This is a genomic window from Burkholderia sp. BCC0419, assembly GCF_902830285.1.
Classification (GTDB): domain Bacteria; phylum Pseudomonadota; class Gammaproteobacteria; order Burkholderiales; family Burkholderiaceae; genus Burkholderia.
Genome location: NZ_CADESR010000001.1, coordinates 2,821,566 through 2,846,444, shown reverse-complemented (window position 1 = coordinate 2,846,444; position 24,879 = coordinate 2,821,566). Strand labels below are relative to the sequence as shown.

18 protein-coding genes are annotated in these 24,879 nt (G+C 69.6%); 6 read left to right on the top strand and 12 right to left on the bottom strand.

Translation table 11 applies throughout. From position 1 onward, the window contains the following. The first annotated feature begins 168 nt into the window (after positions 1 to 168). The gene (gene ubiA, locus HWW87_RS12800) at positions 169 to 1,032 is read left to right on the top strand and encodes a 4-hydroxybenzoate octaprenyltransferase (RefSeq protein WP_175820529.1); all 864 of its coding nucleotides are present in this window, start codon (positions 169 to 171) and stop codon (positions 1,030 to 1,032) included. 109 nt (positions 1,033 to 1,141) lie between these two features. On the opposite strand, the gene proC is transcribed toward ubiA, so the two are convergent. The 6 genes from proC to HWW87_RS12770 all read right to left on the bottom strand — a co-directional run bounded on the left by proC (position 1,142) and on the right by HWW87_RS12770 (position 8,401). Further along, a complete protein-coding gene (gene proC, locus HWW87_RS12795; protein WP_175820528.1) occupies positions 1,142 to 1,954 on the bottom strand; it encodes a pyrroline-5-carboxylate reductase in 813 nt (270 codons plus the stop codon). A 52-nt stretch (positions 1,955 to 2,006) separates the two neighbouring features. Then, positions 2,007 to 2,705 (bottom strand): YggS family pyridoxal phosphate-dependent enzyme, encoded by a 699-nt coding sequence (locus HWW87_RS12790; protein ID WP_175820725.1) that lies wholly within the window; start codon positions 2,703 to 2,705, stop codon positions 2,007 to 2,009. A gap of 246 nt (positions 2,706 to 2,951) precedes the next feature. Next, positions 2,952 to 4,178 carry a glycolate oxidase subunit GlcF gene (gene glcF, locus HWW87_RS12785; RefSeq protein WP_174388775.1) on the bottom strand — a complete coding sequence of 409 codons (1,227 nt, stop codon included), beginning with the start codon at positions 4,176 to 4,178 and terminating at the stop codon, positions 2,952 to 2,954. Between the two features lie 7 nt (positions 4,179 to 4,185). Next, positions 4,186 to 5,274 (bottom strand): glycolate oxidase subunit GlcE, encoded by a 1,089-nt coding sequence (glcE, locus tag HWW87_RS12780; RefSeq protein WP_175820527.1) that lies wholly within the window; start codon positions 5,272 to 5,274, stop codon positions 4,186 to 4,188. A 185-nt stretch (positions 5,275 to 5,459) separates the two neighbouring features. Beyond that, positions 5,460 to 6,953: an FAD-linked oxidase C-terminal domain-containing protein gene (locus tag HWW87_RS12775; protein ID WP_174388777.1), complete on the bottom strand. Its 1,494-nt coding sequence runs from the start codon at positions 6,951 to 6,953 to the stop codon at positions 5,460 to 5,462. Between the two features lie 38 nt (positions 6,954 to 6,991). Beyond that, entirely contained in the window at positions 6,992 to 8,401 is a 1,410-nt protein-coding gene (locus HWW87_RS12770) for an FAD-linked oxidase C-terminal domain-containing protein (RefSeq protein WP_175820526.1), read from the bottom strand. A gap of 136 nt (positions 8,402 to 8,537) precedes the next feature. Here HWW87_RS12770 and HWW87_RS12765 point away from each other — a divergent pair, with 136 nt between their 5' ends. Continuing rightward, on the top strand, positions 8,538 to 9,089 hold the full coding sequence (locus tag HWW87_RS12765) for a cob(I)yrinic acid a,c-diamide adenosyltransferase (RefSeq protein WP_175820525.1): 552 nt from the start codon (positions 8,538 to 8,540) through the stop codon (positions 9,087 to 9,089). Positions 9,090 to 9,183: 94 nt separating this feature from the next. Continuing rightward, a complete protein-coding gene (gene hmpA / locus HWW87_RS12760; RefSeq protein ID WP_175820524.1) occupies positions 9,184 to 10,392 on the top strand; it encodes an NO-inducible flavohemoprotein in 1,209 nt (402 codons plus the stop codon). A 92-nt stretch (positions 10,393 to 10,484) separates the two neighbouring features. Here hmpA and HWW87_RS12755 read toward each other — a convergent pair whose 3' ends face one another. The 3 genes from HWW87_RS12755 to aroG form a co-directional block, all read right to left on the bottom strand. Beyond that, the gene (locus HWW87_RS12755; RefSeq protein ID WP_175820523.1) at positions 10,485 to 10,874 is read right to left on the bottom strand and encodes a type II toxin-antitoxin system VapC family toxin; all 390 of its coding nucleotides are present in this window, start codon (positions 10,872 to 10,874) and stop codon (positions 10,485 to 10,487) included. Next, a complete protein-coding gene (locus HWW87_RS12750) occupies positions 10,871 to 11,140 on the bottom strand; it encodes a type II toxin-antitoxin system Phd/YefM family antitoxin (protein WP_175820522.1) in 270 nt (89 codons plus the stop codon). Before HWW87_RS12750 ends, HWW87_RS12755 begins: the two co-directional genes overlap by 4 nt. Positions 11,141 to 11,263: 123 nt before the next feature. Further along, the gene (gene aroG, locus HWW87_RS12745; RefSeq protein ID WP_006476851.1) at positions 11,264 to 12,337 is read right to left on the bottom strand and encodes a 3-deoxy-7-phosphoheptulonate synthase AroG; all 1,074 of its coding nucleotides are present in this window, start codon (positions 12,335 to 12,337) and stop codon (positions 11,264 to 11,266) included. Here aroG and HWW87_RS12740 point away from each other — a divergent pair. Next, complete coding sequence (locus tag HWW87_RS12740; protein ID WP_175820521.1) at positions 12,336 to 12,626, top strand: hypothetical protein; 291 nt, start codon at positions 12,336 to 12,338, stop codon at positions 12,624 to 12,626. The two genes, aroG and HWW87_RS12740, sit on opposite strands and share 2 nt — an antisense overlap. A 110-nt stretch (positions 12,627 to 12,736) precedes the next feature. On the opposite strand, the gene tldD is transcribed toward HWW87_RS12740, so the two are convergent. The 3 genes from tldD to HWW87_RS12725 form a co-directional block, all read right to left on the bottom strand. Continuing rightward, positions 12,737 to 14,203 (bottom strand): metalloprotease TldD, encoded by a 1,467-nt coding sequence (gene tldD, locus HWW87_RS12735; protein ID WP_175820520.1) that lies wholly within the window; start codon positions 14,201 to 14,203, stop codon positions 12,737 to 12,739. Between the two features lie 85 nt (positions 14,204 to 14,288). Then, complete coding sequence (locus tag HWW87_RS12730; protein WP_175820519.1) at positions 14,289 to 15,116, bottom strand: carbon-nitrogen hydrolase family protein; 828 nt, start codon at positions 15,114 to 15,116, stop codon at positions 14,289 to 14,291. A gap of 62 nt (positions 15,117 to 15,178) precedes the next feature. Then, the gene (locus tag HWW87_RS12725; protein WP_175820518.1) at positions 15,179 to 19,378 is read right to left on the bottom strand and encodes an AsmA-like C-terminal region-containing protein; all 4,200 of its coding nucleotides are present in this window, start codon (positions 19,376 to 19,378) and stop codon (positions 15,179 to 15,181) included. 231 nt (positions 19,379 to 19,609) lie between these two features. Between HWW87_RS12725 and glnE the strand changes: the two genes are divergently transcribed. Both glnE and HWW87_RS12715 read left to right on the top strand, forming a co-directional pair. Next, complete coding sequence (gene glnE, locus HWW87_RS12720) at positions 19,610 to 22,399, top strand: bifunctional [glutamate--ammonia ligase]-adenylyl-L-tyrosine phosphorylase/[glutamate--ammonia-ligase] adenylyltransferase (protein WP_175820517.1); 2,790 nt, start codon at positions 19,610 to 19,612, stop codon at positions 22,397 to 22,399. Between the two features lie 155 nt (positions 22,400 to 22,554). Continuing rightward, a complete protein-coding gene (locus HWW87_RS12715; protein WP_244107190.1) occupies positions 22,555 to 24,798 on the top strand; it encodes a carbohydrate-binding protein in 2,244 nt (747 codons plus the stop codon). Positions 24,799 to 24,879 lie beyond the last annotated feature (81 nt).

The following is a 24,879-nucleotide window of genomic DNA, read 5'->3' as shown; positions in this document are numbered from 1 at the left end:
GGCGGCTCTGAGTCTGTCCCCTGATTGATGGGCGCCGCGGCGCGGCCGCACGCAGCGGGCCGCGGCAGTCAGCCGGCCCGCCGCGACCGTCGGCCGCGGGTCGCGCCGACATGACGCGAAGCACCGCTCGGCTCTAAAATGCCGGGATTCTCTTCCCGGTGCTTCGCCATGCTTGCCCGCTTTCCCCTGTATCTGCGGCTCGTCCGGATGGACAAGCCGATCGGCAGCCTGCTGCTGCTGTGGCCGACGCTCAACGCGCTGTGGATCGCGTCGGACGGCCATCCGCGCTGGCCGCTGCTCGTGATCTTCACGCTCGGCACGCTGCTGATGCGCTCGGCCGGCTGCGCGATGAACGATTACGCCGACCGCGATTTCGACCGCCACGTGAAGCGCACGGCCGACCGGCCGCTGACGTCGGGCAAGATCCGGGCGTGGGAAGCCGTCGCGATCGCGGTCGGGCTGTCGTTCATCGCGTTCCTGCTGATCCAGCCGCTCAATACGCTGACGAAAGAGCTGTCGGTCGTCGCGCTGTTCGTCGCCGGCTCCTACCCGTTCATGAAGCGTTTCTTCGCGATTCCGCAGGCGTATCTCGGCATCGCGTTCGGCTTCGGCATCCCGATGGCGTTCGCGGCCGTGCAGGACACGGTGCCGGTGCTGGCGTGGGTGATGCTGATCGCGAACATCTTCTGGTCGGTCGCGTACGACACCGAATATGCGATGGTCGATCGCGACGACGACATCAAGATCGGCATTCGCACGTCCGCGCTGACGTTCGGCCGTTTCGACGTCGCGGCCGTGATGGCGTGCTACGCGGTGACGCTCGGCATCTACGTGTGGATCGGCGTGACGCTCGGCTTCGGCCTCGCGTACTGGGCCGGCTGGGCGGCGGCGGTCGGCTGCGCGCTGTATCACTACACGCTGATCAAGGATCGCGAACGAATGCCGTGCTTCGCGGCGTTCCGCCACAACAACTGGCTCGGCGGCGTGCTGTTCGCGGGCATCGCCGCGCATTACCTGCTGGCCGGCAGTTGAACGACACACCGGCATACCGCGCGTTCGTGCGCGCGGCGCCAACGAAAAAGCGATCTGACGGTCGCTTTTTTTACATCCGGCGCCGGCCAAGCCGGCGCCGCCGTCGCGCTTACGCGCGGCCGAGCTCGTCGCCCATTTCCTTCGCGCGCGCTTCGGCCGCGAGCGCGCCGCGCACGATCGCTTCCTTCACGCCCTGCGCGTCGAACGCCGCGAGCGCGGCGGCCGTCGTGCCGCCCTTCGACGTCACGCGTTCGCGCAGCACGCTTGCCGGTTCGCCCGATTGCGCGGCGAGTTGCGCGGCGCCCGTGAACGTCGCGACCGCGAGCGCGCGGCCCTGCTCGTCGTTCATGCCGAGACGGCGCGCGGCTTCCTGCAGCGCTTCGATGAAATAGAACACGTACGCGGGGCCGCTGCCCGAAATCGCGGTGACCGCGTCGAGCTGCGCTTCGTCGTCGAACCACACGATCTCGCCGACCGCGCCGAGCACGCTCGACGCGAGTTCGCGGCCTGCCGCGTCGACGCCCGGCAGTGCGGCCAGGCCGGTCACGCCCATGCCGACCAGCGCGGGCGTGTTCGGCATCGTGCGCACGACGCGCGCATAGCCGCCGAGCCAGCGGGCGAGGTCGGTGCCGCGGATGCCGGCCGCGATGCTGATCACGAGCTGCGACTTCAGGTGCGGCGCGAGCGCCTGCGCGACGTCGTTCAGCACCTGCGGCTTCACCGCGAGCACGATCGCGTCGTAGTCGGCGAGCGTGGCGTCGACGGCTGCGCCGGTGCGCACGCCGAATTGCTGCGCGGCGCGCGCGCGGACGTCTTCGTTGATGTCGATGGCATACAGGCCGTCCGCGGCGACGCCGCGCTTGATCAGGCCGCCGATCAGGGCCGCGGCCATGTTGCCGCCGCCGATGAATGCGATTTTCATGATGTCGGGAATGAGCGAGTGAGTGAACGGAAAGGCGGAAAGGGCGCGGCGTTCAACGCGCGTAATCGCGCGCGCCGAAGATCGCGGTGCCGACGCGCACGATCGTCGCGCCTTCGAGCACGGCCGCGTCGAGATCGGCGGACATGCCCATCGACAGCGTGTCGAGCGGCAGACCGTCGGCGCGCAACGTGTCGAACAACGCGCGCAGCGCGCGATGCGGCGCGCGTTGCGCGTCGGTGTCGCCGGCCGGTTCGGGAATCGCCATCAGGCCGCGCAGCCGCAGCGACGGCAGCGCGGCGACCGCACGCGCGACCTCGGCCACGTCGGCCGGCGCGACGCCGCTCTTCGATGCCTCGCCGCTGATGTTCACCTGCACGCACACGTTGAGCGGCGGCAGGTGCGCGGGTCGCTGTTCCGACAGGCGCTGCGCGATCTTCAGCCGGTCGACCGAATGGACCCAGTCGAAGCGCTCGGCGACGGGGCGCGTCTTGTTCGATTGCAGCGGCCCGATGAAATGCCATTCGAGGCGCGCGCGCAGGTCGGCGAGCGCGTCGATCTTGTCGATCGACTCCTGCACGTAGTTCTCGCCGAAGGCGCGCTGCCCGGCCGCATGCGCGGCGCGCACGTCGTCGGCCGGAAACGTCTTCGACACGGCGAGCAGCGATACGGTGGCGGGATCGCGGCCGGCCGCGCGGGCGGCGTCGGCGATGCGGCGGTGAACGGAGTCGAGACGGGCGGCGAGATCGGACATGACGGGCATGGAAGCAGGCACGGAGGCAGCACGGAAACGGGCAGAAACGGGCATGAAGCCGATGCGCCGCGATACGAGGCGCATCGATCCGCTCATTATACGGACGCCGTGCGCCGGCCCGTTACGTGTGAAGAGGCCTTACCGCGCCATGCGCCTCGCGAATACGTCGAGTATTCGCTTCGTCGCAATCCTTGCGCTCGGCCCTTCTGGGGGCCGGTGCAAGCCCGCTATTAGCGTGAACAGGCCCTAACCGTACAGCAAATGCTCGACGAGCTGGATCCAGTGGGTGACCGGAATCTGCGTGCCGCTTTGCAGGTGCGCGATGCAGCCGATGTTGCCGGACACGATCATCTGCGGTTCGAGCGCCTGCAGCTTCAGCAGCTTCTGCTTGCGCAACCGGTACGACAGCGACGGCTGCGTCAGCGAGTAGGTGCCGGCCGAGCCGCAGCACAGGTGGCTGTCGGCCGGCAGCCGCACGTCGATGCCGAGCGTTTCGAGCAGGCGCTCGACCTTGCCGCGCGACTGCTGGCCGTGCTGCAGCGTGCACGGCGGGTGGTACGCGACCGTATGGATCGCGCGGCGCCGCGCGATCGTCGCGAGTTCGGCCTCGAACGCGAGCAGCACGTCGGAGATGTCGCGGGTCAGCGACACGATGCGCTGCGCCTTCTCCGCGTAGGCCGGATCGTCGCGCAGCAGGTGCGCGTATTCGAGCACCGTCACGCCGCAGCCCGACGCGTTCATCACGATCGCTTCGGCACCCTGTTCGACGTGGGGCCACCACGCGTCGATGTTGCGGCGCGCGTCGTCGAGCGCTTCGTCGTGATAGTTCAGGTGCAGGCGGATCGCGCCGCAGCAGCCCGCGTCGGGCGAGACGACCGTCTCGATGCCGAGTGCGTCGAGCACGCGCGCGGTCGCGATGTTGATGTTCGGCAGCATCGACGGCTGCACGCAGCCGCCGAGCATCAGCATCTTGCGCGTATGCGTGCGGTGCGGCCATTCGAGCAGCCGCGTGCGCGGCGGCACCTTGTCGCGCAGCCGCTTCGGCAGCAGCGGCCGCACGTGCTGGCCGAGCCGCATCACCGGCGAGAACAGCGCGGCGTTCGGCACGACGCTCGCGAGCACGCGGCGCATGAGCCGCTGCTGGACGGGGCGCTCCACCTGCGCCTCCACGTGCTTGCGGCCGATCTCGACGAGCCGGCCGTACTGGACGCCGGACGGGCAGGTCGTCTCGCAGCTGCGGCACGTGAGGCAGCGGTCGAGATGCTGTTGCGTGCTGCGCGTGACGGGCGCGCCTTCGACCATCTGCTTGATCAGGTAGATGCGTCCGCGCGGGCCGTCGAGTTCGTCGCCGAGCAGTTGATAGGTCGGGCAGGTCGCGGTGCAGAACCCGCAGTGCACGCACTTGCGCAGGATCGCGTCGGCCTCGTCGCCGTCGGGCGTGTTGCGAATGAAATCGGCGAGGTTCGTTTGCATCGATCCCTCAGAGGTCGGGGTAAAGCCGGCCGCGATTGAAGATGCGCGCGGGATCGAACGCGCTCTTCAGCCCGCGGTGGATCTTCATCATCGGCGCGGGCAGCGGCGTGAACACGCCCGCGCTGCGGTCGTAGGTGTCGCCCGCGCGGAACAGCGTCGCATGGCCGCCGGCCTGCTTCGCGCTCATGCGCACGGTTTGCGCGTCGGCGTCGGTGATCCACCAGCGCTGCGCGCCGCCCCATTCCATCAACTGGGTGCCGGGCAGGTGCATCGGTTCGGTGATCGACGGCAGCGACAGGCGCCACAGCGCATAGCCGGGCGGGATGCCGTTGAAGAACGGATCGGTATGCTCGCGCAGGCCGGACCAGAAGCGCTCGGCCTCGACCGCGTCGACGACTTCGCCGCCGAGCAGCGTTTTCGCGGATTTCACGGCGGCTTCCGCGCCCGACAGGCGCAGCACGAGCGTGCCGTTGCGCCACGCGCTCGCACTGACCGGCAGCGGATGGCCGCCCCATTCGTTGAGCTTGCGCACCGCGTCGGTCGCGGTCATCTCGAACTTCAGCGTGACTTCGGCGACGGGCATCGGCAGCACCTTGATCGACAGGTCGAGCATCAGCCCGAGCGTGCCGAGCGCGCCGGCCATCAGCCGCGACACGTCGTAGCCGGCGACGTTCTTCACGACTTGCCCGCCGAAGCGCAGCCTTTCGCCGCGGCCGTTCATCAGCGTGGTGCCGAGCACGAAATCGCGCGGTGCGCCGCAGGTGGCGCGGCGCGGGCCCGCGAGGCCGGCCGCGACGCAGCCGCCGATAGTGGCCGAACGGCCGAAGTGCGGCGGCTCGAACGGCAGCATCTGGCCGCACTCGGCGAGGACGGTTTCAAGCTGCGCGAGCGGCGTGCCCGCGCGGACCGTGACGACGAGTTCGGCCGGGTCGTACGACACGATGCCCTGAAACGCGCGCGTGTCGAGTATTTCGCCCTCGAGCGCCTGGCCGTACCAGTCCTTGGTGCCGCCGCCGCGAATCCGCAGCGGCCGGCCGTCGGCGCTGGCGGCGCGCACACGCTCGGCCCATCCGGCGACGATGTCGTCCTCTTCCATGTTCCGTTGCTTTCTCGTCTCGTTGTCCGGTCGATTGTACCGGGGTGGCGCGATTCCACATCGTGACTATCCCTAAGCCCCGTCTCGCATGCGGCATGCTCGCACCGGCGCGCGAACGCGCCGCGCGGGCACGGCAGACCGCCGCGGCGCGGCCACCGGTGCGGGCCGCGACCCGCGCGCGCCGCTCAGAAGCGCGGCAGGTCAGGGTGCGGCAGCAGCCCGCCGCGCACGTGCTGGCGCCCGTATTCGGCGCAGCGCGCGCGGGTCGGGATGCCCTTGTCCGGGTTCAGCAGCCCGGCCGGATCGAACGCGCGCTTGACCGCGAAGAACGCATCGCGCTCCTGCGGCGAGAACTGCACGCACATCGAATTGAGTTTTTCGATGCCGACGCCGTGCTCGCCCGTCACGCTGCCGCCGAATTCCACGCAGCATTCGAGGATTTCCGCGCCGAACTGCTCGGCGCGGTGCAGCTCGTCCGGATCGTTCGCGTTGTACAGGATCAGCGGATGCATGTTGCCGTCGCCCGCATGGAACACGTTGATGCAGCGCAGCCCGTAGCGCGTTTCGAGCTGCTCGATGCGCGCGAGCAGCGGGCCGATCGCGCGGCGCGGCACGGTGCCGTCCATGCAGTAATAATCGGCGGAAATGCGGCCGGCGGCCGGGAACGCGTTCTTGCGGCCGGACCAGAAGCGCAGCCGCTCGCTTTCATTGCGCGACACCTGGATGCGCGTCGCGCCGTGTTCGCGCAGCACGGCCGTCATCCGCACGATTTCCTCGGCGACTTCTTCCGGCGTGCCGTCCGATTCGCACAGCAGGATCGCCTTCGCGTCGAGGTCGTAGCCCGCGTGCGTGAACGCCTCGACGGCCTGCGTGGCCGGCTTGTCCATCATTTCGAGCCCGGCCGGGATGATGCCCGACGCGATGATCGCCGCCACCGCCTCGCCGCCCTTGATGACGTCGTCGAAGCTCGCCATCACGAGCTGCGCGGTCTGCGGTTTCGGGATCAGCTTCACCGTGACTTCGGTGACGATCGCGAACATCCCTTCGCTGCCGATCATCACGGCGAGCAGGTCGAGACCGGGCATGTCGAGCGCGAGCGAGCCGAATTCGACGACCTCGCCGTCGATCGTCACCGCGCGCACGCGCATCACGTTGTGCACGGTCAGCCCGTATTTCAGGCAGTGGACGCCGCCGGAATTTTCCGCGACGTTGCCGCCGATCGTGCAGGCGATCTGCGACGACGGATCGGGCGCGTAATACAGGCCGTACGGCGCGGCCGCTTCCGAGATCGCGAGGTTGCGCACGCCGGGCTGCACGATCGCCGTGCGCGCGTACGGGTCGACTTCGACGATGCGCGTGAAGCGCGCGAGCGACAGCACGACGCCGAGCGCGATCGGCAGCGCGCCGCCCGACAGGCTCGTGCCGGCGCCGCGCGGCACGATCGGCACTTCCATGCGGCGGCAGATCTGCACGATCCGCTGCACCTGCGATTCGGTTTCCGGCAACGCGACCGCGAGCGGCAGCCGGCGGTACGCGGACAGGCCGTCGCATTCGTACGGTGCCGTGTCCTCGTCGCGGTACAGCAGGCAGTGCGTCGGCAGCACGGCCATCAGCGCCTGCACGACTTCGCGCTGGCGCTGCGCGCGTGCGGCGCTCGACAGTTCGACGGGAGCGTTCATAGGGTCTCCTGCGTGGGGCGCGAGCTCGCGCCGCCGGGTCAGCACGTGAAGATCTTGCCCGGATTCATCAGGTTGCGCGGATCGAGCGCGAGCTTGATCGCGCGCATCGTGTCGATCGCGTTGTCGCCGTGCTCCTTCGGCAGGAAGCGCATCTTGTGCAGCCCGACGCCGTGCTCGCCCGTGCAGGTGCCGCCCAGCCGCAGCGCGCGCTCGACGATCCGGTCGTTGATGTGCTCGGCTTCGGCGAGCTCCTCGGGCTTGTCGGGATCGATCAGGATCGCGACGTGGAAATTGCCGTCGCCGACGTGGCCGACGATCGGGCAGGGCAGCGACGACGCGCGCAGGTCGACCTCGGTTTCCTCGACGCATGCGGCGAGCTGCGAGATCGGCACGCACACGTCGGTCGTCACCGCGCGGCAGCCCGGTTTCAGCTGCAGCATCGCGAAGTACGCGTTGTGGCGCGCGGACCAGAGCCGCGTGCGATCCTCGGGGCGCGTCGCCCATTCGAAGCCCTGGCCGGCGTTCTGGCCGGCGAGCGCCTGCACGAGTTCGGCCTGTTCCTTCACGCCGGCGTCGGTGCCGTGGAATTCGAAGAACAGCGTCGGCGCTTCGGTCAGCGTCAGGTTCGAGTGACGGTTGATCGAGCGCACCGCGAGCGCATCGACGAATTCGACGCGCGCGATCGGCACGCCGATCTGGATCGTCTCGATCACGGTGCGGACCGCGTCGCCCATCGTCGGGAACGTGCAGATCGCGGCCGACACGGCCTCGGGCAGCGGGTGCAGGCGCAGCGTGATCTCGGTGATCACGCCGAGCGTGCCTTCGGACCCGACGAACAGCCGCGTGAGGTCGTAGCCGGCCGACGACTTGCGCGCGCGCGAGCCGGTTTTGACTACGCGGCCGTCCGCGAGCACCGCGGTCAGGCCGAGCACGTTCTCGCGCATCGTGCCGTAGCGCACGGCATTGGTGCCCGATGCGCGGGTCGCGGTCATGCCGCCGATGCTGGCGTCGGCGCCCGGATCGATCGGGAAGAACAGGCCGGTGTCGCGCAGCGCTTCGTTGAGCGCCTTGCGCGTGATGCCCGGCTCGACCGTCACGGTCAGGTCTTCGGCGTTGATCGACAGCACGCGGTTCATTTCCGACAGGTCGAGCGACACGCCGCCGCGCACCGCGAGCAGGTGGCCTTCGAGCGACGAGCCGGCGCCGTACGGGATCAGCGGCACGCTGTAGAGCGAGCACAGCGACACGACTTCGCGCACGTCGTCGGTGCTGCGCGCGAACACGACGGCGTCGGGCAGTTGCGGATCGAACGGGGATTCGTCGCGGCCGTGATGGGCGCGAACCGCGTCGGCGGTCGACACGCGCTCGCCGAAAGCGGCGCGCAGCGCATCGAGCATGGCGGGGGGCAGCGGGCGGCGCGTGGCGACCGGCGGGGCAGGGTGATTCACGAATGTCTCCTGACTGCTTGTCGAACTTTCGGCCCATTCTACGCTGTAACGTCCGCTGCGCCTCCCGCCGCGGGCTGCGATAATTGCGTTCCAGCCAACCGGGCCGCGTGGCGGCCGCGCACGAGAGGACATTCGCATGGGCAACCGCTTGAGCAAGATCGCGACGCGCACGGGCGACGACGGCACCACCGGGCTCGGCGACGGGCGGCGCATCGGCAAGGACGACGCGCGGATCGCCGCGATCGGCGACGTCGACGAACTGAACTCGAATCTCGGCGTGCTGCTGGCCGAGACGCTGCCGGACGACGTGCGCACGGCGCTCGTCACGATCCAGCACGATCTGTTCGATCTCGGCGGCGAGCTGTGCATTCCCGGCCACACGGTGCTCGACGACACGCATCTCGCGCGCCTCGACCAGTGGCTCGCCGACTACAACGCGACGCTGTCGCCGCTGAAGGAATTCATCCTGCCGGCCGGCTCGCGCGCGGCGTCGCTCGCGCACGTCTGCCGAACCGTGTGCCGCCGCGCGGAGCGCTCGATCGTCGCGCTTGGGCGCGGCGACACGCTCAATGATGCACCGAGGCGGTACGTGAACCGGCTGTCCGACCTGCTGTTCGTGCTAGCGCGCGTGCTGAACCGCGCCGGCGGCGGCGCCGACGTGCTGTGGGAGCGCGGGCGCGTCCGCTAGCGCTCCGTCACGCTTTTGCGCACTGCGACAATTTGCCCGGCGGACGCTTGCTTTTAAACATGTATTGTGTGTGCATGTTTAAAGGAGAACGAACATGACCCACATCACCGCTGACCAGATGGCCCGTGTGAAGGCCACCGCCCCCGTCCTCGCCGAGCACGGCGCGACGATCACGAAGCATTTCTATCAGCGCATGTTCGCGCGTCATCCGGAACTGAAGAACCTGTTCAACCAGACGCACCAGAAGACCGGCAGCCAGCCCGAGACGCTCGCGAAGGCCGTCTATGCGTATGCGGCCAACATCGACAACCTCGGCGCGCTGGGCGGCGCGGTGTCGCGCATCTCGCACAAGCACGCGAGCCTGAACATCCGCCCCGAGCATTACCCGATCGTCGGCGAGAACCTGCTCGCGTCGATCGTCGAAGTGCTCGGCGACGCGGTCGATGCCGACACGCTCGAAGCGTGGCGCGTCGCGTACGGCCAGCTCGCGCAGATCATGATCGGCGCCGAGGCCGACCTGTACGCGAACGCCGCGTGGAGCGGCTTCCGCCCGTTCAAGGTCGCGCGCAAGGTGCGTGAAAGCGACGAGATCACGTCGTTCTACCTGACGCCCGCCGACGGCGGCGACGCGCCGACATTCGAGCCGGGCCAGTACATCACGGTGAAGCGCTTCGTCGGCGATCTGGGCGTCGACCAGCCGCGCCAGTACAGCCTGTCCGATGCGCCGCACGGCCAGTGGCTGCGCATCTCGGTGAAGCGCGAAGCCGGCAGGCCGGAAGTGATTCCGGCCGGCAAGGTGTCGACGCTGATGCACGACGGCGTCGAAGAGGGTGCGATCGTCGAAGCGACCGCGCCGATGGGCGACTTCTCGCTGAAGCGCGACGTGGATACGCCGGTCGTGCTGATCTCGGGCGGGGTCGGCATCACGCCGATGATGTCGATGGCGTCGACGCTGATCGCCGAAGGCAGCCAGCGCGAAGTACGGTTCATTCATGCGTGTCGTTCGGGCGCGGTGCATGCGTTCCGCGACTGGCTGAACGACGCGGCGCGCGAGCACGCGAACGTGAAGCGCACGGTGCTGTACGAACTGGTCGGCCCGAACGATCGTGCCGGCGTCGATCACGACCTCGAAGGGCGCCTCACGCCGGAGCGCGTGAAGCAATACGCGCTGGTGCCGGACGCCGATTACTACATCTGCGGCCCGGTCGCGTTCATGAAGGCGCAGCGCGATGCGCTCGTCTCCCTCGGCGTCGCGCCGGAACGCGTGAACACCGAGATCTTCGGTTCGGGCGCGCTCGAGTGAGGTGCTGACGGCCGTTTTCAGCCGGCGCAACGACGCAATGACGAAGCCCGGCGCGAGCCGGGCTTTTTACTTGCAACACTGTACGGGCGACTTCAGGCGCGCAGCATCAGCGTGGCGTGGTAGCGCCACACCTTCGGATCGGCACTGACGAGCGGCATGCCTTCGTGTAGCGCCTGCGCGACCATCACGCGGTCGAACGGATCGGCATGGTCCGGGAAATCCGGCAACGCGGCGACCGCCTCCGCGTGATCGCTGCTGATCGGCAGCTCCGTAAAACCGGCGAGCCGGAACGCTGAACGGGCATCCCGCGGATGAACGGGGAGGTTGCCCTTGCGATACTTGATTGCAATTTCCCAGATCGATGCGGCACTGACGTACAGCGTGTTCTGGGGATCCTCGATCAACGCGGCCGCGGTTGCCGAAAGTTGCGGCGCGCCTTCAGCCGCCCAGAGCGCGATGTGCGTATCGAGCAGCAGCTTCACGGTGCGAGCCCTTGGTCGGAGCTGGCATCGAAGTCGGCGGCGATCGATTCATCGCCGGCATTGAATGCTTCGACGGTGGTCGGGATGTTCAGTCCGGCAAGCAACTGACGGGCTGCGCCGATCCGCTTCGGCGCGGCGTAAGGAACGATCCGGGCGACCGGATGACCATTGCGGGCGATCACGACTTCGGATTCCCGCCCCAATTCCAGCGCTTCAACGAGGCTTGAAAGCCGCGACTTGGCATCGTGCATGTTGACGATCGGCATGGTCGATCCTGTGGTTAGCTAGATGATGTTAGCTAGTCTAGCAGAGCGACACGCCGACCGCAGCCTGGCCGCATGGCCAATCCGCCGCCAGGCGGGGCCACACGGTCAGCCTGTCGGCGTGCTTCAGTTGCCGCTGCCGCGCGCGACGCGGCGTGCCTTCACCGATTCCGCGAGGCCTTCGAGCACCTTCACGCTGTCGTCCCACGCGATGCATGCGTCGGTGATGCTCTGGCCGTAGGTCAGCGCGCAGCCTTCCTTCAGGTCCTGGCGGCCCTCGACGAGGTGCGACTCGATCATCACGCCGACGATGCGCTCGTCGCCGGCTGCGATCTGGCGGCCGATGTCGGCACACACGGGGATCTGGTTCTCGTGCTTCTTCGAGCTGTTCGCGTGGCTCGCGTCGATCATCAGGCGCGCGGCGAGGCCGGCCTTGCCGATGTCCGCGCAGGCGGCGTTCACGCTGTCCGCGTCGTAGTTCGGCGCCTTGCCGCCGCGCAGGATCACGTGGCAGTCCTCGTTGCCGGCCGTCGACACGATCGCCGAATGGCCGCCCTTCGTCACCGACAGGAAATGGTGCGGTTGCGACGCCGCCTTGATCGCGTCGACCGCGATCTTCACGTTGCCGTCGGTGCCGTTCTTGAAGCCGACCGGGCACGACAGCCCCGACGCGAGCTCGCGGTGCACCTGCGACTCGGTCGTGCGCGCGCCGATCGCGCCCCACGAGATCAGGTCGGCGATGTACTGCGGGCTGATCATGTCCAGGTATTCGGTCGCGGCCGGCAGCCCCATTTCGTTGATCTGCAGCAGCAGCTCGCGCGCGGTGCGCAGCCCTTCGTTGATCTTGAAGCTGTTGTCGAGGTGCGGATCGTTGATGAGCCCCTTCCAGCCGACCGTCGTGCGCGGCTTCTCGAAGTACACGCGCATCACGATTTCCAGTTCGCCCTTGAAGCGCTCGCGTTCCTTCACGAGCCGGCCCGCGTATTCGATCGCCGCCTTCGTGTCATGGATCGAGCACGGCCCGATCACGACGATCAGCCGGTCGTCCATCCCGTGCAGGATGCGGTGCATCGACTGGCGCGAGTGGTAGATCAGCTCGGACGCGGCTTCGGAGCACGCGAATTCGCGGATCAGGTGGGCGGGCGGCGTCAGTTCCTTGAGTTCGCGGATGCGGACGTCGTCGGTGTTGTGCGGGGGCATGCTGTTTCTCCTAATTTTCCGGGGCGCCGTTCGGTCAATGCGCGTGCGGCAGATTCATCAATTCGGGCAATTCAGTGGCGCTGGTCGCGGCTGCGGGGCGGCTTGCGGCGGCGACCGGCTGGCGAAGGGCGAAAAAAAACCGCCGGGTTCGCCGGCGGTTTTTTCGGGAATTTCGGTTGCGCGTTACGCGCCATCAACCCTCTCGATCCGCCAGCGGTCTGAGATACCAAAAAAAGTAAAAGTAAAACTTGGCGGACATGACGGAAATTCGGCTCGTCAAAAAAGTTGATTCGGAATTTATACCCCGTCCCCGGGCGGCTGGCAACCAGGAGGCGTCGAAAATGCGGATAATCCGCGCGTTTTCTTCAAAATGCGCGGATTGTCTGCGCTGCGATGCGGTTATGCCGTACCGCCGACCGTCATCTTGTCGATCCGCAGGGTCGGCTGGCCGACGCCGACCGGCACGCTCTGGCCTTCCTTGCCGCACACGCCGACGCCCGTGTCGAGCGACATGTCGTTGCCGATCATGCTCACGTACTTCAGCGATTCCGGGCCGCTGCCGATCAGCGTCGCGCCCTTGACCGGGTAGGTGATCTTGCCGTTCTCGATCATGTACGCCTCGGACGCCGAGAACACGAACTTGCCGTTCGTGATGTCGACCTGGCCGCCGCCGAAGTTCACCGCGTACAGGCCGTTCTTCACCGACGCGAGGATTTCCTGCGGATCCTTGTCGCCGTTCAGCATGTAGGTGTTGGTCATGCGCGGCATCGGCAGCGCCGCGTACGACTCGCGCCGCGCGTTGCCCGTGACCGGCATCTTCATCAGGCGCGCGTTCAGCGTGTCCTGGATGTAGCCCTTCAGGATGCCGTCCTCGATCAGCGTCGTGCACTGCGTCGGGTTGCCTTCGTCGTCGATGTTCAGCGAGCCGCGGCGGTTCGGCAGCGTGCCGTCGTCAACGACGGTCACGCCCTTCGCGGCGACCTGCTCGCCGATCCGGCCCGCGAACGCGGACGAGCCCTTGCGGTTGAAGTCGCCCTCGAGGCCGTGGCCGATCGCCTCGTGCAGCAGCACGCCCGGCCAGCCCGGTCCGAGCACGACCGTCATCGCACCGGCCGGCGCGGGGCGCGCGTCGAGGTTGACGAGCGCCGCGTGCACGGCGTCGTCGACATAGCGCGACAGGATTTCATCGGTGAAGTAGCCGTAGTCGAAGCGGCCGCCGCCGCCGCCCGAGCCGATCTCGCGGCGGCCGTTCTGTTCGGCGATCACCGTGACCGACACGCGCACGAGCGGCCGGATGTCGGCCGCGAGCGCGCCGTCGCTGCGCGCGACCAGCACGACGTCGTATTCGCCGGCGAGGCCGGCCATCACCTGCGTGACGCGCGGGTCGCGCCCGCGTGCCATCTGCTCGATGCGTTCGAGCAGCTTGACCTTGGCCGTCGCGTCGAGCGACGCGAGCGGGTCGGACGGCAGGTACAGGTCGCGGCCCGAGATGCCTGTCAGCGACGTGGCCGCCTTGATCTTCTGGCGGCCGCCGCCGGCCGCCGCGATCGCCTTGGTCGCGGCGGCGGCTTGCGCGATCGCTTCGGGCGACAGGTCGTCCGAGTACGCGAACGCGGTGCGGTCGCCCGCGACCGCGCGCACGCCGACGCCCTGGTCGATGCTGAAGCTGCCCGATTTGACGATGCCTTCCTCGAGGCTCCACGCTTCGCTGCGGGTCGCCTGGAAGTACAGGTCCGCGTAGTCGACGCGATGCGTGAAGATGTCGGCGATCGTGCGCGTGAGCAGGCTTTCGTCGAGGCCGTACGGCGTGAGCAGGATGTCCTTCGCCAGCGCGAGGTTGCGGATGCCGGGTTCGATGATGTTCATGCGGATATCGGGAGTTCTCAAAAAGTTGTCGGGTGCTGCCGGGCAGATGGGTGGGCCGCGCGGCGTTTCAAGCGGTGCGGCGGATTCAGGTCAGCACGCGGTGCCGCCACGCGGGCAGGCTCTGGCGTACGTCGGCGATGCGCTGCGGATCGAGCGTGCCGAGCACGACGCTCGCGCCCTCGTCGCGCACCGCGACGAGCTCGCCCCACGGGTCGATCAGCATGCTGTGGCCCCACGTGCGCCGGCCGTTCTCGTGCTTGCCGCCCTGCGCGGCCGCGAGCACGTAGCACTGGTTCTCGACGGCCCGCGCGCGCAGCAGCGTTTCCCAGTGCGCGCGGCCCGTCGTATACGTAAACGCCGACGGCACGACCATCAGCGCGCAGTCGCCCATGCGGCGATACAGCTCCGGAAAGCGGAGATCGTAACAGACCGACAGGCCGACCTGCCCGAACGGCGCGTCGAACGTGACGACCGTGTCGCCCGCACGGATCGTGCGCGCCTCGTCGAACGATTCGTCGCCTTTCTCGAAGTTGAACAGGTGGATCTTGTCGTAGCGGGCGACCTCGTTGCCGGACGGATCGAACACCAGCGTCGTGTTCAGCACGCGATCGGGTTCCGGCGCCTTCAGCGGCAGCGTGCCGCCGATCACCCAGATGCCGTGGCGGCGCGCGGCGTCGGCGAGGAACTGCTGGATCGGGCCGTCCCGGTACGGTTCGGCAAGCGCGAGCTTGTCGGTGTCGCGGTGGCCCATGAAGCAGAAATACTCGGGCAGCAGCACGAGCTGCGCGCCTTCGCCGGCGGCTTCCGCGATCAGGCGGCGCGCTTCGGCGAGATTGCGTGTGACGTCCGGCGTGCTCACCATCTGCAGCGCGGCGACCCGGAAGGGCGTGGCGGAACGGGCGTGGTCGGTCATCGCGGAATCGGTTGCGTCATAAATGGGGTGCGGCCCGGCGCCTTGCGCGGTTCGATGCGCGCTCAATGGCTCGATGCATCGGCCGGACCGTGATTCATCTTACCCTGATCGCCGCGCACCCGCTCGATGTGCGGGTGCGCCCACGAGCCGGTGATCGCGTAGTCGAGCGCGAACGCGTGCGACAGCGTCTCCGACAGCGCGTAGTTCGCGGCCAGCACGCCGACGCCGAGCAGCGGGTTGATGATGGCCGCCCCGATCGCGGCCGCGCCCGCGCTGATCTTCGGCGCGACATGCGCATGCAGATCCTGCGTCTCGGCGCCGAGATCGACCGCGCCGCGCACGGTGACGTTCGCGGGGCCCGTCATCATCGAGAAGTCGTCGGTGCGCGCGATCCCGTTCGAAATCCGGCCGGTACCGGTGATCTTGTCGAACGGCAGCCCCTTGCCGACCACGTCGCGGAAGTTCAGCGTCAGGAAGCGCGCGAGGCTCTGCAGGCTCAGCACGCCGAGCAGTTTCGCCGCGCCCGGATCGACCTTCAGGATCTGCCCGTGTTCGAGGTCGACCGCGACCTGGCCGCCGAGCGACGGGAAGTCGAGCGCGGTCGGGCCGCCGTGCCAGCCGACCTTGCCCGTGACCGAGCCGTGACCGCCCGCGAGCGTGCGCGGCAGGCCGACGCGGTCGAGCAGCGCGCCCGCGTTGTCGATGTCGAGCTTGAAGTCGAACACGGTGCGGCGCGGCGCGTCGTTTTCGCCGGCGCCGCGGGCGAGCGCGCGGCGCGACGTGCGCCAGTTGCCGGTCGCCGTGAGCTTCGCGGCCGGGTTCGACAGTTCCAGCTTGTCGAGCTGCCACACGGGCGTGCCGTCCTCGTCGAGGTTGCGCGCGTTGACGACGAGCCGGCCGATGTCGTGATCGCGTGCGACGACCTGGTCGACGATCAGGTCGATCGACGGCATCGGGCGGTCGGTCGGCGTCGGCAGGTTCATCGCGCGGCCGACGAGGTCGTGCTGCGCACTCTGCGGCACGACGAGCTTCGCGAGCCGCGCGTTCAGCACGCCCGCGCCGTTGTGACCGCCGCCCGGCGCCCACGACAGGTAGCCCGACACCTGGTTCGACGCGATGTTCGCCTGCCAGAGGTCGTCGACGTGCGACGCGCCGATGATCACGTTCTCCCAGTTGCGCTTGAGCAGCTTCAGCGTGCCGAAGTGGAGCGCGAAGCGCTTCGGCGTGAAGCTCGCGACGTCGATGCGCGGGGCGGCCGGCGGCTCCGGTGCGCGCGGCGTGTCGGGCTGCAGCGTGCGGGCCAGTGCGAGCCACGCGTCGGCGTCGAGCTCGTTGACGTCGACGGCCGCGCTCACGCCGTCCTGCGGCATGTCGGGCATCCGGTGGATGCCCATCGCACCGCGTACCGCGCGCAGCGGCTGGCCGCGCGTCGCGTCGAGCAGGTAGGTCGCGGTCACCGGGCCGAGCGTCAGGTCGGCGTGTTCGAGGCGTTTGCCGTCCGCCTGCGGCGCCGGCTGCAGCGTGAAGCGGAACGGCATCGGCGTGCCGGCCGGTTTCGCGAACGGCGCCGGGAAGTTCAGCGCCACGCCCGTCAGGTCGGATTGCGCGCTGACGTCGGGCAGGCGGCCCGGCGCGCCGCGCACCGCGACCTTGTACGGCGCGTCGCCGACCACGTGCTCGAGCAGCGCGGCGGCCGCGCCGTGCAGGTTCAGGCCGCGCGCGGCGTCGAGCGCGAGCCGGCCGTCGACGTCCACCGCGTACGGGCCGTGCGACTGGAAGGTGCCGTTCGCGCGCACCGGGCCGCCGAGGAAGCGCCCCGACAGCGCGTGCAGCGACGCGCCGGCCTCGGTGAAGCGGACGCTGCCGCGCAGCGCCGACAACGGTGGTACGCCGCTGGTCGACAGCGTGTTGCCGCCGAACGCGAGCGCGCCTTCGACGTGCGTGTGCGGATGGGGGACGTGCTGCGGAATCGTGATCTTGAGCGCGAGCGACGCGGGGCCCTGCGCATCGATGCGCTGGCCGATGTGGCCGCTCATCGTGCCGAGCGAGCTGTTGTCCGCGTAGTCGATCAGGTCGGCGAGCGGGCCCTGCGCATGGCCGTCGATGATCAGCGGCGAGTGCGACGGATTGCCGAGATCGTCGATGCGGCCGGTGACCTTCGTCAGCGCGACGTGCTTGTAGTGCGCGCGCGCGATGTCGAAGCGCAGCTTGTTCTGCGCGAGCTCGAACACGCCGTCGATCCCGTCGAGCGCGGGCCAGACGCTCGGCGTGCCGTTCGCGAGCTTGCGCGGCGGGTACGGCGTCGGCTCGAAGCGGCCGCCGGTGAACGGCGCGACGATGTGGAACACGCCGGCGTCCGGCTCGTGTTCGAACGGGAATTTTTCGAGCGGGCCGCGCGCGACGATCGACGCGCCCTTGGTCACCTTGCCGTCCTGCAGCGCGTGGCCGAGATAGTCGCGCAGGTGCTCGGACATCCCGGTCGGCAGGTAGCGCGGAATGCGCGCGACCGACGCGCGCGCGAAATCGGCGCGCAGGTCGAGCGAGCCGCGGCCGTGGCCGGGGTTCGTGTACGAGCCCGACACCGCGATTTCGGCATCGGGGTTCGACACGAGGAAGTCGGGCAGCGACACGTCGACGCGCGCGTGCTTGTCGCCGGGCGCGGGCGTGATCGTCCATTTGGCGTTGCCGCGCAGCCGGTCGAACGTCAGGCGCGGCTCGTCGAATTCGCCGGGCACGGTGACGGCCGCGTTGACCGTGTCGATATGCGCGGCGCCGCCCGTCTCGTTCGCATCGACGCGGCCCCACAGGTTCTCGACGCCCGGCCAGCCGGCGCGCGGGTGGCCGCGCGGCGAGAGCCCGGGCGGCGGCTCCTGCGCAGCGAAGCTGATGCCTTGCAGATCGCCGAGGAAGCGGTAGCGGACGATCGGCGCGGCGCCCATGCGCCGCTCCTCGTCGACGAGATCGGCGTGCGCGGGTTTCGCGCGCTCGACCTCGATGTGATAGTTCGACACCATCCCGCGCGGGTCGATCTTGATCAGCTCGTTGCGCAGGCGCGCCGGCAGCGGCAGCCCGCGGATGAATTCGCTGAGGATGCCGAGATCGACGCGGTCGCCGACCACGCTGAGCAGTTGCCCCTGGTTCGCGGTCGGCACGCGGTAGCGCGCCGTCAGCGTCGACAGCGCGAGCGAGCGGGCGAGCGGCGTGCCGTCCGGCAGCGGCGGCTGGCCGAGCTCCGCATTGAAGCGCGTCAGGTGCAGCGTGTAGTCGTGGCCCGCATCGAGCACCATGTCCCAGCCGAAGCCGACCGTCGGCACGTCGAGCCGCGGTTGCGTCGGGCGCACGCGCAGCGCGACATCGGCGCCTTGCAGGTCGCCGCCCGCCGAGTGCAGGTGGCCGTCGCCGAAGGTCGCCCAGATCGCGTTGTCGATCCGGCCCGCGTGGATCGTGAGCGGCACGTCGAGATAGCGCGTCAGCGTCTGCAGGTCGACGGGGCCGGTCGACAGGTACGCGTCGCCGGTCCAGTTCGCCGGTTTGCCGATCGGCGCGAGCGGCTTGTGCTTGAAGCGCGCGCGGAAATCGAGCGGGCCGAGCAGCAGCGTGCCGTTCGCGGGCGCCTGCAGCGCGACCTTGTGCACGCGGCCGTCGTTGAGCACCGCGATCCGGATGCCCGACAGCACCAGCTCCGGTGCGTCGTGCTGCGCGTCGCGCCAGCGCAGCGTGCCGCCGCGCAGCACGATCGCCTCCTGCTTCAGCAGCCAGGTGCCGAACGTGTCGTTGCCGCCGTGGGTGGTCGCGACGCCGACGCCCGCGACGCTCAGCGAGCCGTCGGCCGCACGCGCGACGACGAGGTCGGGCTGGTCGACGATCAGGCTCGACAGCGCGGGCGACAGCCGCAGCAGCGACATCCACGACAGCGCGGCCGTCGCGTGCGGCACCGACAGCGCGACCTGGCCGTCACGGCCGCGGATCGTCAGGTTCGTGAGTTCGACGCCCGGCTGCATGCCGGACCAGTTCGGGGAAAGCTTGCCGATCGAAAGCTGCGCGTGGAGCTTGTCGGACACGGCGCGCTCGATGCGCGGGCGGAATTCGTCGATGCGGGGCAGCAGCACGTAGCGCAGCCCGAGGAAGGCGCCGGCCGCGACGAAGTAGGTGCCGATCCCGACTGCCAGCGTCACCCTGAACACGCGACGCAGGACCGGATGATCGTGCTTCGGAGGTCCCGCTTCGGGCGCAGCTACGGCGGATTCCTGACGGTCGGACATGCGGCGGACGGGCGGCGATATGGTAGTTTTGCAGACTGACGTTGAAATGTATCACACGGGTTCGTGCCGGCGGCCGTTGGGGCAGCACGGCACGGGCTTTCCGGCGCGCGGTGTCGCGACGGGCGCACGCGCGTCCGGCGAGGCCGCGCCGAGTCCATGGGGCCGGCGGGCAGCGGGGCGCGCACGCGCCGGCCCGCTGCCCGCCGGCCTTTCCGCCAGGCCCGCTTCTCGATGACCGACGCTTCCGCCCTGATCAGCACGTCCTATTCCCGATACCTTGCCCGCGCGGCTGCCGCGCGGCCCGCGCTGGCCGAGCAGGTCGCCGCGTGGGCGGCCGCGCCGCTCGGCCGCGCGCAGCTCGACGCGCGCTTGACCGAGCTGCTCGCGACGCCCGCCGGCACGGCCGCGCCGGGCGACGAACAACTGAAGCGCGCGCTGCGGCAGTTGCGCGCCGAGGCGTTCGGCGCGGTCGCGGAGCGCGACCTGCGCGGGCTGGCGGACGTCGCCGAGGTCACGGGCGCGATGACCGATCTCGCCGAAGTGGCCGTGCAGCGCTCGCTCGCGCTGCTGTCGGCCGAACTCGAGGCGCTGTACGGCGAGCCGCGCGGCGCCGACGGCCAGCGCGTCGCGCTCGGCGTGGTCGGGATGGGCAAGCTCGGCGGCCGCGAACTGAACGTGTCGTCGGACATCGACCTGATCTTCGTCTACGAGGACGACGGCGAGACCACCGGCGGCACGCGTTCGCCGCTGTCCACGCAGGAATACTTCACGCGGCTCGGCCGTCGCCTGATCGGCGTGCTGTCCGAGGTCACGGCCGACGGCTACGTGTTTCGCGTCGACATGCGGCTGCGCCCGAACGGCGATTCGGGGCCGCTCGTCTGCAGCATCGGCATGCTCGAGGAATATTTCTACGTGCAGGGGCGCGAGTGGGAGCGCTATGCATGGATCAAGGGGCGGCTCGTGTCGGAAGGCGACAGCGACGCGGCGCAGCGGCTGGCGGCGCAGCTGGAATCGATCGTCAAGCCGTTCGTATACCGCCGCTATCTCGATTTCGGCGTGATCGGCGCGATCCGTTCGCTGCACCAGCAGATCCGGCACGAAGCCGCGCGGCGCGCGTCGATGCGGCCCGACAAGGCCGACGACATCAAGCTCGGGCGCGGCGGGATTCGCGAGATCGAGTTCAGCGCGCAGGTGTTCCAGTTGATCCGCGGCGGCCAGGATGCGGAATTCCGCGTGCGGCCGACGCTCGCGGTGCTGCGCCATGCGCAGGCGCGCGGGCTGATCGGCGAGGACGTGCGCGAGCGCCTGACCGACGCGTACAACTTCCTGCGCACGCTCGAGCACCGGCTGCAGTACCGCAACGATGCGCAGACGCACGCGATGCCGGTCGAGCCCGACGAGCGTGCGGCGCTGGCCGCGTCGCTCGGGTTTGCCGATTACGCGGCGCTGATGACGGTGCTGGACGGCCACCGCACGTTCGTCGAAGCGCAGTTCGACCAGATTTTCGCCGACAAGGTGAGCGGCGCGCCGTGCGCGGCCGGCGACGACACGGCGGCCGCGTGGATCTGGAGCGGCGCGCTGGCCGACGACGGCGAGGACGACGCGCTGGTCGCCCGCCTCGATGGCCTGGGCTTCGCCGATCCGGCCGCCGTGCTCGCGCGGCTGCGCGCGATCTGGCAATCGTCGCGCTACACCGGGCTGCCGGAAAAGAGCCGGCAGCGCTTCGACAGCGTCGCGCAGCGCGCGCTCGACGCCGCGCCGAAGATCGACGCCGCGCGTCGCGACGACACGATCGTGCGCCTGTTCGACCTGCTGGAGACGGTCAGCCGGCGCGGCGTCTATCTCGCGCTGCTGACCGAATATCCGGCCGCGCTCGACCGCGTGCTGTCGGTGCTCGGCGCGACGCGCTGGGGCGGCGGCTACCTGATCCGCCATCCGCAGCTGCTCGACGAGCTGCTCGACGACGAGGCGATCGCGAGCCCGTTCGACTGGCCCGCGTTCAAGGCCGCGCTGCGCGCGCGGCTCGCGGCGGCCGACGGCCCCGAGCAGCAGATGGACCTGCTGCGCCACGCGCAGCACGCGGAGGTGTTCCGGATCCTGCTGATCGATCTGGCCGGGCAACTGTCGGTCGAGCACGTGAGCGACCGGTTGTCCGAGCTGGCCGACGCGGTGCTCGACGTGACGATCGAAGTCGTCTGGTCGCAGCTTGCGAAGCGCCATCGCGACGTGCCGAAGTTCGCGGTGATCGCGTACGGCAAGCTCGGCGGCAAGGAGCTCGGCTACGCGTCGGATCTCGACCTGATCTTCCTGTACGACGACCCGGACGAGCGCTCGGCGGACGTCTACACGACCTTCACGCGGCGCTTGATCACGTGGCTCACGACCGCGACCGGCGCGGGCGCGTTGTTCGACATCGACCTGCGGCTGCGGCCGAACGGCGAGGCCGGGCTGCTCGTCACCGATCTCGACGCGTTTCGCCGCTATCAGCTGCGCGAGGGCGACGCCGCGAACACCGCGTGGGTGTGGGAGCACCAGGCGCTGACGCGCGCCCGCTACAGCGCGGGCGATGCGCAGATCGGCGCGGACTTCGAGGCGATCCGCCAGCAGGTGCTGACGACGCCGCGCGACGGCGGCGTGCTCGCGAAGGAGATCGTCGACATGCGCGGCAAGGTGTTCGCCGGCCATCCGAACCACACCGAGCTGTTCGACCTGAAGCACGATCGCGGCGGGATGGTCGACATCGAGTTCATCGTCCAGTACTGGGTGCTGCTGCATGCGTCGAGCGACGCCGAGCTGATCCGCAATACCGGCAACATCGCGCTGCTGCGCGAGGTCGCGCGCTTCGGGCTGATGGGCGAGGACGAAGCCGAGCGCGTCGGCGCGGCGTATCGCAAGTACCGCAAGCTGCAGCACAAGCTGCGGCTCGACGGGATGGAGAAGGCGCGGGTCGATCCGGCCCTGGTGGCCGACGAGCGGGCAGCCGTGACGGCGCTGTGGGAACGCGTGTTCGGCGGCGCGTGACGGGCGGCGGGCACGGCGTCGGCTTGTCGTGCGGGGCGGCCGGTCCGGCCGTGTTGAGAATCGTTTGAGATTGTTTGAGCGGCAGCGCCTGGATCGAAAGAATGCGGGCTTTCCGTTCAACCGGCGCCGCGCGCCCTCAACGAGCCCGTACCATCTTGAAACCGTTTCGCCTTGCCTTCGCCACGACGGCGCTGTCCGCGGCTGCCGCCGGACTGTTTTCCGCTTCCGCCGGTGCCGCCGAGCCGGCTTCCACGACCCTCACGAACCTGTCGCGCGGCGACGGCCAGTGCCTCGCATGGCGGCCGGCCGACAACGCGGCGGTGTTCGCCGCATGCGACGGCGGCGCCGCCCAGGACTGGACCTTCGAGCCGCGCGACGGTTTCCAGCGCATCGTCAGCACCGGCGCGAGCGCCGCGCGCGGCACGAAGATGTGCCTGCACTCGGCCGCCGGCGATACCGGCATGGGGCGCGTGGCGGTCGGCGTCTGCAGCGAGGGCGACCAGACGATGCGCGACTGGCGGCCGGACCGCGGCCTGGACGGCCAGATGGTGTTCGGCAACCGGTACCGGGCCAATACCGGCCGGACTGCCGAGGTGCTGGCCCCGCGCGACGGCGGCGCCGGCGTCGCGACGCAGAACCTGCGCGGCCAGCCGTCGTCGATCTGGAAGTCGGCCGTGTCGATCGCGCCGTCGCAGCGTCCGCTGCTCGGCGACAAGTCCGTGCTGCTGATGGTGGCCCACTTCAACGATTCGAAGCCGGCCGACGGCGAGGTCGTGCGCAAGGCGGTGTTCGGCGACGGCGACGACTATGCGTCGCTGCGGCGCTATCTCGAGGTTGCGTCGCGCGGCAAGCTGACGCTGCACGGGCAGACGCTCGACAGCGTCAATCTCGGCGAGCGGCCGGCGACCTGCGACGCCGGCGCGATCCGCACGGCTGCACGCAACGCGGCGCTCGCGCGCGGCGTGAACCCCGACAAGTTCAACTATCTGTTCGTCGACCTGCCGAAAATGAGCCATTGCGGCTGGGGCGCGCTGGCGGCGACGCCGGGCAACTGGATCCTGTCGAACGCGAGCGGCCACGGCTACTGGATGTGGTCGCACGAATTCGGGCATAACCTCGGCGCGAAGCATCCGGGCTCGCTGGTCGATTGCCCGACGCCGGGCGGCACGGTCGAGGTTGGCGGCGCATGCCGCGCCGGCAAGATCGACGACCCCGCCGACACGATGGGCGGCGGCGGCCGGCGCCTGTATCCGGCGAGCTATCAGTTGTTCGCCGGCTGGCTCGGCGCGGCCGACGTGCCGGAGATCAACGCGGACGGCACCTACCGGCTCGCTCCGCTGTGGGGCGATGCGCCGGGTGCGAAGGCGTACCGCATCGCGCGCGCCGACGGTTCGACGCTGTGGCTCGAGTTTCGTCAGCCGCAGCGCGGCTTCGACGACTGGAAGTCGGACGATCCGTTCGTCAACGGCGTGATCGTGCGGACCGTCGCGCATGGCGGCAACGTCGTGACGAATACGCTGGTCGATGCGATGCCCGGCAGCCCGGCAGGGATGAAGGACGCGCCGCTGATGCCGGGCCACGCGTTGCATGACACGCTGTCGGGCAAGATCATCACCGTCCAGTCGGTCGGGCCCGACGGCGCCGTGGTCGACGTGACGAACGACGGCCTGCTGCTGCCGCGGGCGGTGGTGACCGGCCCGCAGCACGCAGCCGCGGGCGCGGCGGTCGTGCTGTCGGGCGCCGCGTCGGCCGGCGAGTCGCTGCGCCACGCGTGGACGGTGCCGGCCGGCATCGACGCACGGCCGGCCGGCGCGGAGCTGCGCTTTGTCGCGCCGACGCTCGAACAGGACCGCGAATTCGCGTTCGAGCTGACCGTGAGCAATAAAAACGGCTATACGGCGCGGGCCACCCACGTCGTCAAGGTGAAGGCGCAGGAGATCATCGCGCCGCCGCGCGCGGCGATCAGCGGGCCGGCGTCGGTCGACGGCGGCGCGACGGTTACGCTGTCCGGCGCGTCGTCGACGGGCAAGGGGCTGACGTATGCGTGGACGGGGCCGGCCGGGGTGTCGATCGCCCAGAACGGCGCGACCGCGACGCTCACCGCGCCGAAGGCGGTCGACGAGCGTCGTTATGCGTTCAGGCTGGTGGTGACCGATGCACAGGGCCGCACCGCGAACGCGGCTCACGACGTGACCGTGCGTGCGTCGGCGGGCGAGGGCGCGGCCGCATGGGATCCGAAGAAGACTTACGCGACGCCGTGCCACGAGGTCAGCCATGCGGGCAAGACCTGGCTCAACGGCTGGTGGGTGCTCGGCGACGTGCCTGGGACGGGCGGCGAGTGGGCGGCATGGCGCGAGAAGGGTGTCGCGAACATGCATGCGATGTGCAAGAGCAAGTAAGCGCGGCCGCGGCCGCGGTGCGGGCTTGCCGTGACGGCGGAAGCCGCGGGTGGCCGTCACGCGCCGCGCCGCCTGCCGCGG